The sequence below is a fragment of the Actinoplanes sp. CA-051413 genome (assembly GCF_050955795.1).
Lineage (GTDB): Bacteria > Actinomycetota > Actinomycetes > Mycobacteriales > Micromonosporaceae > Actinoplanes.
In genome coordinates this window covers 4609962-4624533 of the sequence record NZ_CP192100.1, presented here as the reverse complement: position 1 = coordinate 4624533, position 14572 = coordinate 4609962, and the positions used below count along the sequence as shown (strand labels likewise).

Below are 14572 nucleotides of genomic sequence, written 5' to 3'. Positions count from 1 at the left end.
GACCGACCGAGTGGAGGAAGCCCGATGAGCCGCGGCAGGCACGTCCCACCGGAGAAGGCGCACGACTTGGTCCAGCGCGGCGCCCGCATCCGGGTCCACTCCGGCGCTATCGGCTGCGAGGAGCTGGTCATGGCTGAGGGCAAGGTGATCGCCTACTGCTCCACGCCCACGCTGACGGTCGAGCATGACGACGGCACCCGCACCAGCTGGTCCGTCGGACTGCCCATCGTCGAAGTTGAGCAGAGCGGTGAGAACCGATGACTCCCCCGCGGTTTGAGATCCGCCCGATGCTGCTCTGGGACGGCCCTGCCACGCCGGCCAGAGACCAGCGTTCCAGCCCCTTCAAGGCCGGATGGGCTGACACTGTCGAGCTGCTCGTCCGTGAGGTCGGATACCTCGACGGGAAGGTGATTGTCGTTCAGGTCGACGCCCCCATGGGATCGATTCGCCGTGACGGGATGCTTTACGCCAAGGCCAAGGTGAACAGCCCCGGCGTGAAGGTGTCCTTTGACTCCCGCCACGGGCCGCTGACCTACGCCACCGACCAGTACCGCACCTGGCAGGCCAACGTCCGCGCCATCGGGCTGGCCCTCGAAGCGCTCCGCGCCGTCGACCGGTACGGCGTCACCCACTCCGGCGAGCAGTACACCGGATGGTCCGCGATCGCCGCTACCGCCGCCGAGACCTCCATGACGGTCGACGAAGCCCGCCGGGTTCTGGCCGACGCCGCTGGACTCCAGCCGGCCGACCTGAGCACCACTGACGCGATCAACCGGGCATACAAGGCGGCAGCGCGGAAGACCCATCCCGACGCCGGTGGCAACGCCGACGTGTTCCGGCTCATCGGTGCCGCCCGTGATGTGCTGCTCGGCGGCCTGTCATGACCGACCGTTCCCGTACCCACGGCCTCGACGTCGTCCCCCTCGACCGGCACCCGGGCAGCCTGTACGCCTTCGACGGCACCATCCTCGTCGGCCGCGCCTCCCCCTGGGTCAAAGGCGCACCGGACGGGGACTGGTACGCCCGCCGCACCGGCAAAAGGGCCCTCCGGTTGCCTGGTCGGCATGAGGCGTTGGCGCACATCGTCGGCGGCTGCCCGGATTGCTCTTGTGAGCCGGGACGGTGCGTGCCGGGCGAGGTCAGTGACACCTGCCTCGACTGCCGGTTCTGCCTCAAGGGCTGCTCGGCCGATCTGTGCGCGTGGCCGTCATGAGCATGGTCCCGCCGATCGTCCTGCTCCACAGCGCCAAGACCGGCCGCGGCTCCGGCGGCCCGGGCAGACCCCCGAAATGGCCCATCGTCACCGGCGTCCTCGTCTACGCCGCCGGGATGACCGCACTGATCCTGTGGGGCGACAACCTGCACCCGGCCCTCGTCGCCCTGACCATTCTCGGCCTGTCGATCCTCGCCGCGTTCGTCCTCGCCGAAATCATCTGGAGGTCCTGGTGATCCACGACTTCAAGCCCGGCGACATCATCCACGGCTTCTGCGGCGGCTCCTTCGGCCGCGACTCGTACGCCTGCCGAAAGGTCGAAGCCGTGGGATGGGACTGGATCGTCACCCGCAACGGGCTCCGAGACGGCTCGGACAACGACGTCGAACTTGCCGTCGGCCGGCACATCCCGACCCGCGAGCAGGCGGCCGACAAGTCGTACTGCGATATCGACTGCGACGGGCCCGAGCTGCCTTGACCTGAGCTGCTTCACCCTCCCCCGGACCAACACGTAGAGCAGGAGAACCTGGTGGGAACGAATTTCTTCTACCGCACGAACGTCTGCGGTCACTGCGACCGCTACCAGGAAGTCCACGTCGGGAAGCGGTCCGCTGGCTGGTCGTTCGGGTTCCGCGGCTACCCGCACACCTTGTTCGACGTCGAGCATCCCGAGTGGGGCTACGACACCGAGTCGCCGTTCGGCTTTCCCGTGCTGTCCCGGGCCGACTGGCGGAAGGTGTTCGCTGACACCCCGGGCGAGCTATGGGACGAGTACGGGCGCCGCGTCGACGAACCGGCGGTGTGGCTCGACCAGCACGAGGCTCCCGACGATGCCCAGATCCGCAAGGAAGAGGGGATGACGTCGATCGCGTGGTGGGTCGACGGGTACTCCCCCGGCGCCCGGTCGTGGCGTGACGCCGAGGGTTTCCGGTTCGACGTCGGAGAGTTCAGCTGATGACCGCTGAGACCGTCACGCACAAGGCCGTCAAGCAGGTGTCATGTGGTTGCTGCGGGCGCGGGAAGAAGCTGCGGCGCACCAAGACGTTCACGGCAGTGCTGGAGCCGGGCGAAACCTGCGAGGCGGCGCTGGTTCGGCTGGAGGCGGCAGCTGAGGAGTGGACGCCGACCGGGGCGCATCCGCCGTGCCAGTGCCCGTACTTCACGGACCCGCAGTGACGGTGTCAGTCCTGGGACTCGCGGACCCGCGCCGGCGGTGGCTTCCTGCCGGTGGTGTCCTCGACACCGTGAGCGCGGGCGATCCGGCGAACGTGTTCAGGGGTATAGCCCGCCTTCGCGCCGACGTGGGACAGCTTTTCGCCCCGAGCAACGGCCTCGGCAACGGCCTTCGCGAGTTCTTCGCGTCGGCGCTCGACCGTCTTCTCGGCGCGCTTCAGCGCTGCTCGCGCCTGCTGTACGGGGTCGGTCACATCCCAAGTATCACAGATCAGCGTGTCGCGATCAGCACCTCTCACCTTGATGGAAAGTCCATGTCGCGATCTCCAGATTGGCACCTGCATGTGCCATACTCTACCGGACGGCACGATGGATTGGAGTGGCCGTGACGTACTCGTTTGAGATCAGCAAAGAGCACCAAACGAACTGGCCACCCTTCGTGGATGGCTGCCCAGCTTGCACTGACTGGGACGGCGTCGTCGTGCCGTACGCGACCACGACCGAAGGCGAAACCCTCACCGCGTTCTATCGGCACCGGCGCTGTGGGCACCAGTGGTCCTGCCGCTGGCGAGCGCAGTGGGACACGGAGTGGGCTGCCTGAATGAGGAGACGCAAGCGGCTTGAGGCAACCCGAAGACGCAACAGGGGCTACGCACACCATCGCCGGCGCACTGCTGACGGTCGGCGACACCGCGGAGGCGGTCGCCGAGGTGCTGAGAACGTACGGCTGCTGCGGCATCGCCAACGATCCGTGCGACAACCCGATCACGAGCTTCCTGAGCCGGTTCGGGGTGCGCAATCTGGAGGTCGCCTGGAACGGACGGGGGTACATGGCCCGGTCCGGGGCTTACGAACAAGACGTATCGGTACCGCTGCCTGACCCGGCGGCAATCTTCATGGCTCAGTTCGATGCAGGGCAGTGGCCCGACCTCGACGTCAACAGCTAGCACCAACGAGATGTAGGGGAGGGGTCCGATGGTGTGGTTCCGTGTAGACGACGGATGGCACAAGCACCGCAAGCGCATCCGCTCCGGCCTTGACCTGGAGGGAATGGCAGCCCAAGGACTTTGGGCCGCAGCCGGCTCATGGGCGGGCGACGAACTCACCGACGGATTCGTGCCCGACGACGTCGTGGACTATCTGGCCCCTGGGGTTGGACAGAATCTGGCGAAGAGGCTTGAGTCGGCACGGTTGTGGGTCCGGACGGAGCACGACGGCGAACAGGGGTGGCAGTTCCACCAGTGGGTCGATCAGCAGCCGACTCGCGAAGAGGTGAAGGCGGTCGAGGCGAAGAAGTCCTCCGGTGGCAGGCTCGGGAATCATCGGCGCTGGCATGTCGAAGCCGGCAAGGTCGATGCGAAGTGCCCGTACTGCCGGGTTGACCCTTCCTCTGAATCGCATACCGATCGGAGGTCTGATCGGAGTACCGATCGCACTACCGATCAGAGGTCCGAATCGGAGGCGAATCGCCCGACCCGACCCGACCCGACCCGACCCGGAGTTCAAGAACTCTTGCCCGTGACTGTGCCCGAGGACGCCAAGCTGGAAGAAGTCAAGCTTCCCTCCACGCACCCGAAGCTCACTTGGTCGGACAAGCAGATCGATGTTGACCCGGCATGGGTCGCGTTCTGGGCCGCGTACCCCAAGTCGGACGACAAGCCGCCCGCCCGGCGCGCCTGGATCAAGGCGCTTCGAGAAAAGGGGGTCACTGCCGAAGAACTTGTCATTGGGGCCCAGCTGTACCGGGACGACCCGCGCCGCAGCAAGGGCTACACCAAGAACGCGGCAACGTGGCTGAACGCCGAGTCCTGGAACAACTACAAGTCCGAGACGGTCGAGCCCGAGCGTGACCCCGACGAGTGGTGGAACAACTGATGAGTGCGCTCACTGAGGTCGTCCTGCCCAAGCTCGACGGGATCAAAAAGTCCGGCGCCGGATACATGGCCCGCTGCCCCGTCCACGACGACGGTTCCGCAAGCCTGTCGCTCGGCGTCGGCCAGGAGCACCCCGTGGTGTTCCACTGCCACGCCGGCTGCCGTCCCGACGACATCCTGTCCGCGCTGAACCTGTCCTGGGACGACCTGACCAAGCCACGCGATCAGGTCGATGACAGGTTCTCTCAGCCGCGTCGCAACAGTCAGCCGTTCGGCGCTGGTGGTTTCGTGGCCCGCTACGAGTACCGCGATGAGCAGGGCGAGTTGCTGTTCGAGGTGTGCCGCACCGCGGACAAGAAGTTCCGACAGCGCAAGCCTGACCTGGCTAAGCCCGGCAACTACGTCTGGTCCCTCGGAGACACCCGCCGCGTTCTGTATCGGCTGCCCGAACTGATCGAGGCGGTACGGAACGGCGAAGTTGTCTACCTGGCCGAGGGCGAGAAGGACGTTGAGAACCTTCGCAAGCAGGGCTTCGCTGCCAGCTGCAACTCCGGCGGGGCGGGCAAGTGGCGCCCGGAGTACACCGAGTTCCTCCGTGAGGCCGTGGTCATCATCTGCGCCGACAAGGACGAACCGGGGCAGGCACACGCACGGCAGGTCCGCGATGCGTTGCTTGAGGTCGGTGCGACCGTCGAGATTCACGAGGCGAAGGTCGGCAAGGACGTCTCGGATCATCTCGCGGCGGGGCTCGGGCTCGACGAGATGGAAACCACCTGGCCCTACCGCAAGCCCGCGAAGGTTGACCTGGCGCCGGACCTTGACGAGTTCCTGGCGATCGAGGACGAGCCGTACGACTGGCTGATCCCCGACCTGCTGGAGCGGGGGGACCGGGTGCTGTTCACCGGGTTCGAGGGCCTCGGCAAAACAATGATCAGCCGTCAGGTCGGCATCGCCATCGCAGCCGGAGCCCATCCATTCCTGCACCACATCAAGATCCCCGCACAGCGGGTCCTGGTCATCGACTGCGAGAACACCGAACGGCAGAACCGTCGCAAGTACCGGGAGATGCGCTCGGCCGCCAACGCCGAGGGCAACCAGGTCGACAAGGGCATGTGGCGGATCATCCACCGCGTTGACGGTCTCGACCTGACGAAGGCTGCGGACACCGAGTGGCTGATGGAACGGGTGACGGCCCACGACCCCGCGATGCTGATCATCGGCCCGTTCTACAAGCTGCACGACGCCGACATGAACGACGAGAAAGCCGCCCGCAGGGTTATCTCAGTGCTGGACAAGATCCGGGCTGAGGTCAACTGCTGCCTGCTCATCGAGGCTCACGCCGGCCACGGCGGGGAGGATCCGTCCAAGCGGTCGGTGCGCCCGATCGGATCGTCGCTGTTGATGCGCTGGCCGGAGTTCGGCATCGGTATCACCCCGTGCGGCACCACGGAGACCGGCGGCGTGAACTCGACGGTCGAGGTCAAGCATTGGCGAGGGCAGCGCGACAAGCGGGACTGGCCCCGCTGGCTGACCTACGGCGATCCCGGCCGCTGGCCCTGGAAGATCGCGCTGGGAAGTCCTCAGGCAACCAAAGAGCAGGCCAAGGGCAAGTGGCTTGTCCAAGGCGGCGGTTCCTGACGTAGACGGGGAGCGGAACGCTGCTATCGCTCCGCTCCCCTGCCCCATCCTGCACCACTTGAGATCAAGGAACCCACATGACGATCAACATCGACCGGGTGCTCGACTCGGCGCTGCCGGACGCGGTCCGCTGCGCGGCAGGCTGCGGCACGACGATGGCAACAATCGGTCGGACATCGGACGGTGATGACCCGACGGTGCTGCTACTCCGGGACCGTGGCTGGCAGGTCGTGGACGGGGAGTGGACCTGCCCGGAGGACCTTCCGCCGCATCGGAAGGCGTTGCCAGGCGCGATGGGCCGGCGCGCGAACCCGCACTGCTCGAACTGCGGCGACATCCGTGGTGGCGCGTACGGCCACGAGGCGTTCGAGTGCACCTGGGAGTCGGCAGCATGACGACCGAGCGCAGCTTCAGTGATCTGAGGCTCTACGACAAGACCTGCGCCGCTCTCATCGCCGACCCGGACATCACCGGTGACCTTCTTCTCATCGGCTTGTGGCTGGCCCGAGCCACCGTTCTGAACGACCCTGAGCCCGGCGAGGGCCGCTGGTCCACCAAGGCGATCGCCGCAGCCGTCTACGGCCGGCGGCAGTCCGGGACGTTCCTGATCCGGGAGGCTCTGCGCAAAGACTTGCCCCGCTATGACCCGTTCAACGACAACCCGGGTGAAGCCCAGTGCGGTGCACCGATGCCGCGCGCCCCGTTCTGCCGCCGCAGCGTCACGATCAGCGGGTTCCGCACCGACCCCGACACCGGCCGGATGGTCCCGTTCGCGGTGTGCGGGCGGAAGGACCACCAGCAGTGGTGGCGCGAGCAGGACCGCGAGCAGCGGGCACTGCTTGCTGAGCTCGGCGATCGGGTACCGAAGCCGCCAGCGAACACGGGAGGCGCATTGCAGCGGCACATCCGCAGGATCGGCTGGGCGAAGTTCTACAAGCTGCTGGACACCCGGTGGGAACCGCCGGCCGAGGGTGCCTCGACGCGTAAGCCGACGCTGACCGTGGTGACCAACGACGAGTTCGAGCCTGTCGAAGATGCCGCCCGGCCAGTTCTGACCGTTCACGAGGGCGGCTGGCGTTGACGCGGCCAGGTCCGGACACCGCCGACATGCGGGCATCAACCACCGTGACCTGCGGAAACTACAGCGGTGTACTTCGTGCGGAGATCTTGTCCGGCGTCTTTTCCGCTGGCAGCGTTGATCACATCGGGGAGCCCCGCGGCGGAAGCAATGAGTCACTGAAGGTCAAACTCACCCACCGGCGGCGGCTCCCCATTTCACATCCCTGGGCGGCCTGAGATGTTCCCTCGGCCTTTGGCGGTCCTGCGGCAGCCGTGTGCCCGTTGCGGGGTCGCCACTCGCGTAGATCGGGCGATCCAGGGTTACGGCAGTGACTGCGCCGCGAAGCTCGGCCTGATCGCTCTGTCGAGTCGGCTGCGGGCCAGCGTGCAGGTCGGCCCCGATCTACTGGACGTACTGGACGAGGAGCCGGAGGACTGCTGTGACGGCTGGGACCGTTGACGCAGGCCCGTCGCTGGGCGGTCCGAGAGCGCCGCTGTGCGCCGAACGGGGCCCTTCGCGCGCACCGCTGTACCCGAAGCCTCACAAGCGCCCTGAGGGCGTGCTGTACGTCCCACGGTTGACGACAGACACCAGCCGGTCACCCACATGGCACAGTTGACCGGAACCGATCACCCGAGACGAGGCCTCATGGACACCCTGGACTGGCGGAAGTCGTCACGTTCGTCGTCGGGTAACTGCGTCGAGGTCGCCCACAGCACGGGTGTGATCATGGTGCGGGATTCGAAGGACACCGCCGGGCCGGTCCTAGCGTTCGGACCCGCCGGCTGGCGGCAGTTCATTGCCGGGATCCGCGTCGGCGTATTCGACCGCCGATAGCGGACGGCGAGGCATTCCATAGTGGCGTTGAGCTGCGGATATACTGATCGGGATTGGGGAGGTCTCTGCATGACGGGCCGACAAGACGAACTATTCCGCCGGGTTGAGCGCGAGATCACCGCGACGTGGAGAGCGCAGCGCGAAGGGGCCTTGTTTGCCGGACACGCTTATGCGTCCACGCCGGGATACATCCCCGTCATCATTCCGGTGCACCGCGTCCCGCTGGTAGACACGGCAAAGGGCCTGCTCATCAGCGTCTTCTAGTCGAAACGGCGCCGGGTTCGCAGCCCGACGCCGTCAACCACTCACTCCGCAAGACCGGTCCAAGGTCCGTTTCCCGCCCGCAAGGTACAACACGGCGAGCGGCAAGGGGGCACGGTCATGAACGACACGCGGACCTGCAACAGCGACATCACCTGCAAGCAGTACGACCGGACCGCCGGGCACGCCTGGCCCACCGACCAGCCCCTCTGCGACGCCTGCCTCGACGCCGGCCAACGCGACATCCAAGCCCTCGTCTACGACTACCTCGACCTGGCCCAGCTTCACGAGGCGTCGATGTCACAGGCGATCACGGAGAAGACCGCCGGCAGCAAAGAGAAACAGATGCTGATCGTCGCCCACGTTGAAGCGCTCCAGGCCGAGATGGTGCACGTGTTGACGACGTGGGAGTACGAGCTGCGGGTCGCGGCCCGCCTGTCGGACCTGGAAGCCCCAGCGGTCATCCCGGACTGGCACACCACCATCAGCAACCCGCCGCCGAAGCTGAAGGTCCGGGCCGGGACGGCGGTGCAGCGCGCTGTCGGGATCATCACCCCCAGGGTGCGGATGCTGTCCCGCCTGCCCGCGACCACCGTCTGCGCCACTGGCGTTGAGGACGAACACACCGAGGTCACCGGCTGGCAGGCCATCCACCAACTGCAGGCCCTTCACCAACGTGCCCGCGCCAACCTCGGCCGGACCCGCCGGATCCTGTCCCTGCACGGCACCTGCCCCAACGACGCGTGCACGGCCCAAGCCCTGTATCGGCTCGAGCCGGGCAGCTTCGGAGAGGACCCGCCCGTCTGGTGTGACACCTGCAAGGCATCGCGGGCCTACTCCGACTACGAACACTTCATGGTCCACCTGGAGTGGCCCGAGCAGGTGCAACCCGCGGTCGCCGCATGAACGTCGACAAGGACAAGCAGCCGCGCCGTGGGCAATGGCCGTACCCGGGCGACAGCCCCTTGGTCCGCGCCCGCCGCATCGCCCACATGTACCGCGCCCAACTCAGAGCCCTGAATCCGGCGACCGGCGACGCGCTCGATGACACGGCGGTCGCCTTCGGTGAGACCTGGGTGATCGAGCAGCTGGTAGTCCACCAGGACAGCGACCTGCTGCCACCGGCGGACGCCGCCGCCTACCTGTGCGTGAGCACCGACAGTCTCCGCGTCCTCCGTTCTCGCGGCCGGCTTACCGGCGTGTCGATCGACGGCACTTGGCACTACCGGTTCAGCGACCTGCGGCAACTCTCCGAGAAAAGAACCCGCGCGGCGAGTTGACCCAGGTAGGCGTAACAGTTACGTTCGGTGCCAGTGGCACCACTGGCTTCACCGCCGGTGATGAGCATCCAACGCCCGCCTGGACCTCACGGTTCGGCGGGCTTTTTGCACGTCCGAGACCTGCACGGCGGGCGGTGCACGGTGCTGCTGTGGACCTACCCCGGCACCGTAACCGGCCCCTGCGACCGGGCCACGTTTTCCGCTGAGCTCGACCTCGGCCTTCGCTGGCGGCACCCCACCGCGGTTCGCATCGCGGGTCTGTCACCGCACCGCGGCAGCCCCCACGCCCGGCGTATCGCCGAACTCCTGCCTGAGGGCGCGAAGTTCCTCGCCCTGGCCCAGCCCATCGGCCACGACGCCGAGCTCCGCGCGCATGTGATCCTGCCCGGCGGCGCCGACGTCGCGTCCCTGATCCGCGAAAAGCAGCCCGAGCTGCCCGCGGCCCGCTACGGCGGACGCTGGAACGGCAAATGGATGTGGCGCTGGCCCGCCACCGTCCTCAGAGCCTGCGACGCCGACACGATCACCTGCGACATCGACATGGGCGTCCCCACCCACCTGCAGGTCAACGTCAGGGTGGCTCACGTCAACGCCCCCGAAACCGGCACCGCCGAAGGCCAAGCCGCGACCGTCTGGGCCGAACAAGCACTTCCTTCGGGCATGACCGTCGAGCTCACCAGCCGCGGCATGGACAAATGGCAGCGCCCCCTCGCCGAGATCACGCTTGCCGACGGCCGCGATTACGGCGCCCGGCTCATCGACGCTGGGCACGCCGTCTTGTACGAGGGCGGGCCCCGCTGAACCGCACTCGTGGTCTGATCACCAAAGCGCGGAAGCTTCTCATCCAGCCCTCGTTCTGGCAGGTCTTCCATGCCGTCCAGGCCATCAAATGGATCATCTTGTTTCCGCCTGGCCTGCTGCTGTGGCGCGAGTCAGTGCCGTTCCTCATGTACGTGTCTCTGGACACCGCCCTGACTGGCTCCTTGGCCGCTTACGGCGCCGCGCTCGGCGCCCGCAAAGCCGACCCTGACGACCCGTTCTAGTCCGGACGGAGCGCCCAATGCTCCAGCATGAGCTGCCGTTCAAGCTCGAATGGCTCGCGGCAGCCGGCGCGAAGAAGCCCGACGTGTCCGTGTGCCCTAACGGTCATTTGCTCATCACCGGACGAACCTGCTGGTCACCGCTCGGCTTCTCCGATGATCTGGGTGCGCTGCACTGCCGCATGGTCGAGCACTGCGACGCCGTGAACCGGGAGGCGCCGCGCCCATGAACCTCCGCACCAGCCTCCGCGCCTACCTCGGCACGGACCTTCTACCCGTCTTGGAGTCACAGATGACCACCATGCTCGAGCTTCTGAACGGCCTCGTCGCGAAGACCACCGAAGCCTCGGCCGCCCAGCAGGCCAGCTTCCTCAACCTGCACAACGCCGTCGGGAAGCTCCAGGCCAACGTCGCCCGCCTCGAGCAGCTCGTCCGCGACGGCGAGGTGTCCGAGGAACTCCAGACTCTCGTCACGCAGGTCGCCTCCAACGTCGAGGACATGCGCAAGGCCGCCGACACCGCCGACGACGGCTTCGAGCCGGTCGAGGAGCCCGTCGCGGTCGAGCCCGGTGCCGAGCCGGCCAACCCGGAGGTCCCGGCCGAGCCGGTTCCGGGTGGCGTGCCCGCTGACGAGACCCCGACCGTACCGGTCGAGGGCCAGCCCGTCACCGACGAGGCCCCGACCAGCCGCAAGCGCTGACGAGCGTGCGGGCCGTGCTGCTGCGATATGCCGCGGCCCGCACCGTTAGATCTACAGAGCGTTACCAATACATTGAAGACTTTGCTTGCGCTGCAGCGCCGTTCAGCAGTACGCGCCGGTAACTATCACTGACGGTTGGGGTGAGAGCGTGTGCCGCCCCGCATCCCAGACGACAAGCGCAACGCGATCCTCGCCGACATCACCGCTGGCACCAAAAGCCGCAACCAGATCGCCCGAGACCACAACGTCTCCGTCGGCTCAGTAACCAACCTCGCCAAAAGCGCCGATTTGACCACCGCCTTTGACCGGTCAGGAACGGTAAAAGCTACGCGCGCAGCAGTGGAGGACAACCGCTCCCGCCGGGCCCGGATCGCCTCGGAGCTCCTCGACGACGTCGAACGGTTCCGTCAGCGCGCTTGGTCGCCGTACACCTATTACGAGCGCGGCGTCGACGGCCCGGAACTCGTCACCCTCGATCAGCCTCCCCTCAAGGAGGCCAAAGAGGCGTACGTCGCCATCGGGATCTCGCTGCAGCGTCATGCCGAGCTCGAGAAGCTCGACGCGGACCGCGGCGACGAAGGTGCCCGGTCCATGCTCGGAGACCTGGCCGAGGCGATCGGGCAGGCGGCACGGGAAGCCGGCAAGTGAACCTCGACCACCTGCCGATGTCCCGCAAGCAGGTGCTGTCGATCGCGGCGTCGTTCGACGCCCGGATCACCTGCTGGTCCGGTGCGGTCCGCAGCGGAAAGACCATCGGCTCGTTAGTGGCGTTCCTCATCCACCTGTCCCGGGCACCGCAGACGGGTCTGGTGTTGATCTGCGGGCGGACCCTGCAGACGATCGAGCGGAACATCCTCGAGCCGATGCAGGACCCGGCACTATTCGGGCCGATCGCCGACTTCGTGCACCACACGCGGGGTGCTCCGACGGCGACCATCCTGGGTCGAACAGTGCACCTCATCGGGGCGTCCGACGCCCGCGCCGAGGGCCGGCTCCGTGGCTTGACTGCCTGCCTGGCTCTACTGGATGAAGCAACCCTGGTGCCTGAGGGCTTCTTCTCGCAGATGCTCGCCCGTCTGTCGGTTCCCGGCGCCCGTGCGCTGCTCACGACGAACCCCGACGGGCCCGGGCATTGGCTGCGGAAGAACTTCATCCTGCGTGCCGCCGACCTCGACATGGCGCACTTCCACTTCACCCTCGACGACAACCCGACACTGTCCGACGAGTACGTCGCCGCGATCAAGGCCGAAAACGTCGGCGTCTTCTACCGCCGGTTCGTGCTCGGCGAGTGGTGCATGGCCGAGGGCGCCATCTACGACATGTGGGACGCCGACAAGTGCGTCGTCGATGAGATCCCGCCGATCTGGCGGTGGCTCGGCGTCGGCATCGACTACGGCACCACGAACGCCTTCTCGGCGCTGCTCGTCGGCATGGACGCGTCGCAGACGCTGTACGTGGTGTCGGAATACCGGCACGACTCAAAGACCACGCGCCGCCAGTTGACCGACGTCGAGTATTCGCTGCAGGTCCGCGCCTGGCTCGCCAACTATGGAGTCCAGCCGGAATCGGTGGTGGTGGACCCGTCCGCCGCGTCGTTCATGCAGCAGCTGCAGCGCGACGGGATCTCCCCCACGCCGGCCGACAACGCGGTCCTTGACGGCATCCGCACCGTCTCCTCGGTGATGGCTGCCGGCCGGCTGAAGGTGCACCGTTCCTGTACGGGCTTGATCAATGAGTTGCCGTCGTACTCGTGGGATCCCAAGGCCGCCAAACGCGGCGTGGACGCCCCGATCAAGGAAGCTGATCATTCCGCTGACGCTCTCCGCTATCTCGTACGTACTACTGAGGGCACGTGGCGCCGGCCGAACGGCTTGCAGGCGCCTCGAGTTCAGCACTCCACCGAACTGGACCTGATGACCGCTGTGATGTAGCCGGACGGCGAGGTGGCCTCCGATGACCGCCCCGACCCGCACTCAGGGGTACGTCGACCCGTACACGCTGGGCAACGACACGTTCGCGTCGCTGTACACCGACATCCTCGAGCACGTCCCGGACCTGAGCTTTCCGATGTCGGTGCCGATCTACGCGAAGATGCGCCGAGACCCGAAGCTGTCCAGCATTCTTCAGGGCTGGAACCTGAACCTGCGCCGCGCGCAGTGGCAGCTGGACCCGGCCGGTTGCCGGCCTGAGGTTGTGCAGCAGGTCGCCGACGGCATGGGCCTGGCCGTCAAGGGCAACGACGAGCCGGGCGCCGCACGGCTGCGGGGCGTGTCCTGGGGTGATCACCTCAGCGCCGCCCTGCGGATGGTCGCGTTCGGCTTCTCGGCGTTCGAGATGGAAGCTGACACTAGTTCCGGGCAGGCACGGCTCAGCGGCTTGTGGGAACGCCCGCAGTGGACGATCTCCCACATTCACGTGGACGGCAAGACCGGTTTGTTGAACGGCGCCACCCAGGACCAGGCTGCCAAAGCCGGCGCTCCGCAAATGCTGGCCAAGAACATGGTCTGGTACGCCAGGGAGCGCGAAGGCAGCAACTGGGCCGGCGCGTCTCTTCTGCGCCCGTCGTACGCCTCGTGGCTGATCAAGGAGGAGGTCCGCCGGGCCTACGCCGTGGCGAACGTCCGCTGGTCGGCAGGCGTGCCCGTGATGGAGGCACTGCCCGGTACGAACCCGACCTCGGCGCAGATGGCCGAGGCCGCGCAGATGGCGCAGGCCGCCCGCGCTGGTGTTACCGCCGGTGGTTCGACTCCGCCGGGCTTCACCATGAAGATCCTCGGCATCACGGGGTCGCTGCCGAACTCGCAGGAGTTCCTGCGTTGGCTGGACCAGCAGTGCGCATCGAGCGCCTTGATGAACGCGTTCGACCTGGGAGAGACACCGAACGGGTCGCGGGCGCTCGGCACCGTCTTCATGGACGCCCTGTTGCTAGCCCTCGAGTCCGAGGCCGAACTCGTGGCGGATGTCGCGACCCGGCAGATCGCCGCCCGGATCGTCGACTGGAACCACGGCGAGGACGAACCAGTCCCCCGCGTGGTGGTTTCGGGTGTCGGCTCCCGCCGCGAGGTGACGGCTGAGTCGCTGAACCTGCTCCTGTCCTCGGGTGCGCTCGCCGCGGAGCCTGGCCTTGAGGCGTGGGTGCGCCGCGAGTACCGGCTTCCGGAACGTGAGGAGTCGGCCCAGCCTGTCGTGGTCCCGGGTGTGGATCTGGACGAGCAAGGCCGACCGGCCAAGCCGCCATCCGGTCCAGCCGATCCGGCGGACCTTCCAGCTGAGGTGGCGGCCCGTCAGGCAGATCTGGACTGGGGCCTGTTCGGCGGCACCCAAGCACCCGAGCCGGGCCAACTGGACCTGTTCGACGACTCCGACGACGTGGACCTGAGCCTGTTCGCACCATAAGCCCTCGGGGGTTGATGTGGCGGGCAGGAAGTTCAACCCGGCCGCGCACCCGCGGGACAAGAATGGCCGGTTCACGAAGTCCCGCACCGTTAAAGCGTCC

At 67.0% G+C, this 14572-nt stretch carries 22 protein-coding genes; 21 read left to right on the top strand and 1 reads right to left on the bottom strand.

All coding sequences use genetic code 11. The features are described from left to right. Window positions 1–24: 24 nt before the first annotated feature. From ACQP2Y_RS21745 to ACQP2Y_RS21715, 7 genes are read left to right on the top strand one after another with little or no spacing between them, the layout of a single operon-like run. On the top strand, window positions 25–261 hold the full coding sequence (locus ACQP2Y_RS21745; protein WP_433731072.1) for a hypothetical protein: 237 nt from the start codon (window positions 25–27) through the stop codon (window positions 259–261). Then, a complete protein-coding gene (locus ACQP2Y_RS21740; RefSeq protein ID WP_433731070.1) occupies window positions 258–884 on the top strand; it encodes a hypothetical protein in 627 nt (208 codons plus the stop codon). Before ACQP2Y_RS21745 ends, ACQP2Y_RS21740 begins: the two co-directional genes overlap by 4 nt. After that, the gene (locus ACQP2Y_RS21735; RefSeq protein ID WP_433731068.1) at window positions 881–1213 is read left to right on the top strand and encodes a hypothetical protein; all 333 of its coding nucleotides are present in this window, start codon (window positions 881–883) and stop codon (window positions 1211–1213) included. The genes ACQP2Y_RS21740 and ACQP2Y_RS21735 overlap by 4 nt, the downstream gene beginning before the upstream one ends. Next, window positions 1210–1449, top strand: coding sequence for a hypothetical protein (locus tag ACQP2Y_RS21730; protein ID WP_433731066.1), 240 nt, complete (start codon window positions 1210–1212; stop codon window positions 1447–1449). The genes ACQP2Y_RS21735 and ACQP2Y_RS21730 overlap by 4 nt, the downstream gene beginning before the upstream one ends. Then, on the top strand, window positions 1446–1691 hold the full coding sequence (locus ACQP2Y_RS21725) for a hypothetical protein (RefSeq protein ID WP_433731064.1): 246 nt from the start codon (window positions 1446–1448) through the stop codon (window positions 1689–1691). Before ACQP2Y_RS21730 ends, ACQP2Y_RS21725 begins: the two co-directional genes overlap by 4 nt. Before the next feature lie 51 nt (window positions 1692–1742). Continuing rightward, window positions 1743–2168, top strand: coding sequence for a hypothetical protein (locus ACQP2Y_RS21720; protein ID WP_433731062.1), 426 nt, complete (start codon window positions 1743–1745; stop codon window positions 2166–2168). After that, entirely contained in the window at window positions 2168–2389 is a 222-nt protein-coding gene (locus ACQP2Y_RS21715; RefSeq protein ID WP_433731060.1) for a hypothetical protein, read from the top strand. Before ACQP2Y_RS21720 ends, ACQP2Y_RS21715 begins: the two co-directional genes overlap by 1 nt. A gap of 5 nt (window positions 2390–2394) precedes the next feature. On the opposite strand, the gene ACQP2Y_RS21710 is transcribed toward ACQP2Y_RS21715, so the two are convergent. After that, complete coding sequence (locus tag ACQP2Y_RS21710; protein ID WP_433731058.1) at window positions 2395–2730, bottom strand: hypothetical protein; 336 nt, start codon at window positions 2728–2730, stop codon at window positions 2395–2397. Window positions 2731–3006: 276 nt separating this feature from the next. Between ACQP2Y_RS21710 and ACQP2Y_RS21705 the strand changes: the two genes are divergently transcribed. From ACQP2Y_RS21705 to ACQP2Y_RS21640, 14 genes are all read left to right on the top strand, one after another. Continuing rightward, on the top strand, window positions 3007–3333 hold the full coding sequence (locus ACQP2Y_RS21705) for a hypothetical protein (protein WP_433731056.1): 327 nt from the start codon (window positions 3007–3009) through the stop codon (window positions 3331–3333). A 28-nt stretch (window positions 3334–3361) separates the two neighbouring features. Next, complete coding sequence (locus ACQP2Y_RS21700) at window positions 3362–4261, top strand: hypothetical protein (protein ID WP_433731054.1); 900 nt, start codon at window positions 3362–3364, stop codon at window positions 4259–4261. Then, on the top strand, window positions 4249–5898 hold the full coding sequence (locus tag ACQP2Y_RS21695; protein ID WP_433731052.1) for an AAA family ATPase: 1650 nt from the start codon (window positions 4249–4251) through the stop codon (window positions 5896–5898). The genes ACQP2Y_RS21700 and ACQP2Y_RS21695 overlap by 13 nt, the downstream gene beginning before the upstream one ends. Window positions 5899–5975: 77 nt before the next feature. Beyond that, window positions 5976–6293 (top strand): hypothetical protein, encoded by a 318-nt coding sequence (locus tag ACQP2Y_RS21690; protein WP_433731050.1) that lies wholly within the window; start codon window positions 5976–5978, stop codon window positions 6291–6293. Next, a complete protein-coding gene (locus ACQP2Y_RS21685) occupies window positions 6290–6979 on the top strand; it encodes a hypothetical protein (RefSeq protein WP_433731048.1) in 690 nt (229 codons plus the stop codon). Before ACQP2Y_RS21690 ends, ACQP2Y_RS21685 begins: the two co-directional genes overlap by 4 nt. Window positions 6980–7606: 627 nt before the next feature. Beyond that, complete coding sequence (locus tag ACQP2Y_RS21680; protein WP_433731046.1) at window positions 7607–7795, top strand: DUF397 domain-containing protein; 189 nt, start codon at window positions 7607–7609, stop codon at window positions 7793–7795. Between the two features lie 381 nt (window positions 7796–8176). Beyond that, window positions 8177–8962 carry a hypothetical protein gene (locus ACQP2Y_RS21675; RefSeq protein WP_433731044.1) on the top strand — a complete coding sequence of 262 codons (786 nt, stop codon included), beginning with the start codon at window positions 8177–8179 and terminating at the stop codon, window positions 8960–8962. Then, window positions 8959–9336: a helix-turn-helix domain-containing protein gene (locus ACQP2Y_RS21670; protein ID WP_433731042.1), complete on the top strand. Its 378-nt coding sequence runs from the start codon at window positions 8959–8961 to the stop codon at window positions 9334–9336. Before ACQP2Y_RS21675 ends, ACQP2Y_RS21670 begins: the two co-directional genes overlap by 4 nt. A gap of 141 nt (window positions 9337–9477) precedes the next feature. Further along, on the top strand, window positions 9478–10137 hold the full coding sequence (locus tag ACQP2Y_RS21665; protein ID WP_433731040.1) for a thermonuclease family protein: 660 nt from the start codon (window positions 9478–9480) through the stop codon (window positions 10135–10137). Between the two features lie 259 nt (window positions 10138–10396). After that, window positions 10397–10606, top strand: coding sequence for a hypothetical protein (locus ACQP2Y_RS21660; RefSeq protein WP_433731038.1), 210 nt, complete (start codon window positions 10397–10399; stop codon window positions 10604–10606). Window positions 10607–10668: 62 nt separating this feature from the next. Then, complete coding sequence (locus ACQP2Y_RS21655) at window positions 10669–11076, top strand: hypothetical protein (RefSeq protein WP_433731036.1); 408 nt, start codon at window positions 10669–10671, stop codon at window positions 11074–11076. Window positions 11077–11226: 150 nt separating this feature from the next. After that, the gene (locus ACQP2Y_RS21650; protein ID WP_433731035.1) at window positions 11227–11724 is read left to right on the top strand and encodes a hypothetical protein; all 498 of its coding nucleotides are present in this window, start codon (window positions 11227–11229) and stop codon (window positions 11722–11724) included. After that, window positions 11721–13007 (top strand): PBSX family phage terminase large subunit, encoded by a 1287-nt coding sequence (locus ACQP2Y_RS21645; RefSeq protein ID WP_433731033.1) that lies wholly within the window; start codon window positions 11721–11723, stop codon window positions 13005–13007. Before ACQP2Y_RS21650 ends, ACQP2Y_RS21645 begins: the two co-directional genes overlap by 4 nt. 136 nt (window positions 13008–13143) lie before the next feature. Then, window positions 13144–14472: a phage portal protein family protein gene (locus ACQP2Y_RS21640; protein WP_433731031.1), complete on the top strand. Its 1329-nt coding sequence runs from the start codon at window positions 13144–13146 to the stop codon at window positions 14470–14472. Window positions 14473–14572 lie beyond the last annotated feature (100 nt).

Coding starts and splice junctions, on each gene's coding strand:
- ACQP2Y_RS21745 (WP_433731072.1), top strand. CDS start 25: ATGAGCCGCGGCAGGCACGTCCCACCGGAGAAGGCGCACGACTTGGTC.
- ACQP2Y_RS21740 (WP_433731070.1), top strand. CDS start 258: ATGACTCCCCCGCGGTTTGAGATCCGCCCGATGCTGCTCTGGGACGGC.
- ACQP2Y_RS21735 (WP_433731068.1), top strand. CDS start 881: ATGACCGACCGTTCCCGTACCCACGGCCTCGACGTCGTCCCCCTCGAC.
- ACQP2Y_RS21730 (WP_433731066.1), top strand. CDS start 1,210: ATGAGCATGGTCCCGCCGATCGTCCTGCTCCACAGCGCCAAGACCGGC.
- ACQP2Y_RS21715 (WP_433731060.1), top strand. CDS start 2,168: ATGACCGCTGAGACCGTCACGCACAAGGCCGTCAAGCAGGTGTCATGT.
- ACQP2Y_RS21710 (WP_433731058.1), bottom strand. CDS start 2,730: ATGCAGGTGCCAATCTGGAGATCGCGACATGGACTTTCCATCAAGGTG.
- ACQP2Y_RS21700 (WP_433731054.1), top strand. CDS start 3,362: ATGGTGTGGTTCCGTGTAGACGACGGATGGCACAAGCACCGCAAGCGC.
- ACQP2Y_RS21690 (WP_433731050.1), top strand. CDS start 5,976: ATGACGATCAACATCGACCGGGTGCTCGACTCGGCGCTGCCGGACGCG.
- ACQP2Y_RS21685 (WP_433731048.1), top strand. CDS start 6,290: ATGACGACCGAGCGCAGCTTCAGTGATCTGAGGCTCTACGACAAGACC.
- ACQP2Y_RS21680 (WP_433731046.1), top strand. CDS start 7,607: ATGGACACCCTGGACTGGCGGAAGTCGTCACGTTCGTCGTCGGGTAAC.
- ACQP2Y_RS21675 (WP_433731044.1), top strand. CDS start 8,177: ATGAACGACACGCGGACCTGCAACAGCGACATCACCTGCAAGCAGTAC.
- ACQP2Y_RS21670 (WP_433731042.1), top strand. CDS start 8,959: ATGAACGTCGACAAGGACAAGCAGCCGCGCCGTGGGCAATGGCCGTAC.
- ACQP2Y_RS21660 (WP_433731038.1), top strand. CDS start 10,397: ATGCTCCAGCATGAGCTGCCGTTCAAGCTCGAATGGCTCGCGGCAGCC.
- ACQP2Y_RS21655 (WP_433731036.1), top strand. CDS start 10,669: ATGACCACCATGCTCGAGCTTCTGAACGGCCTCGTCGCGAAGACCACC.
- ACQP2Y_RS21640 (WP_433731031.1), top strand. CDS start 13,144: ATGTCGGTGCCGATCTACGCGAAGATGCGCCGAGACCCGAAGCTGTCC.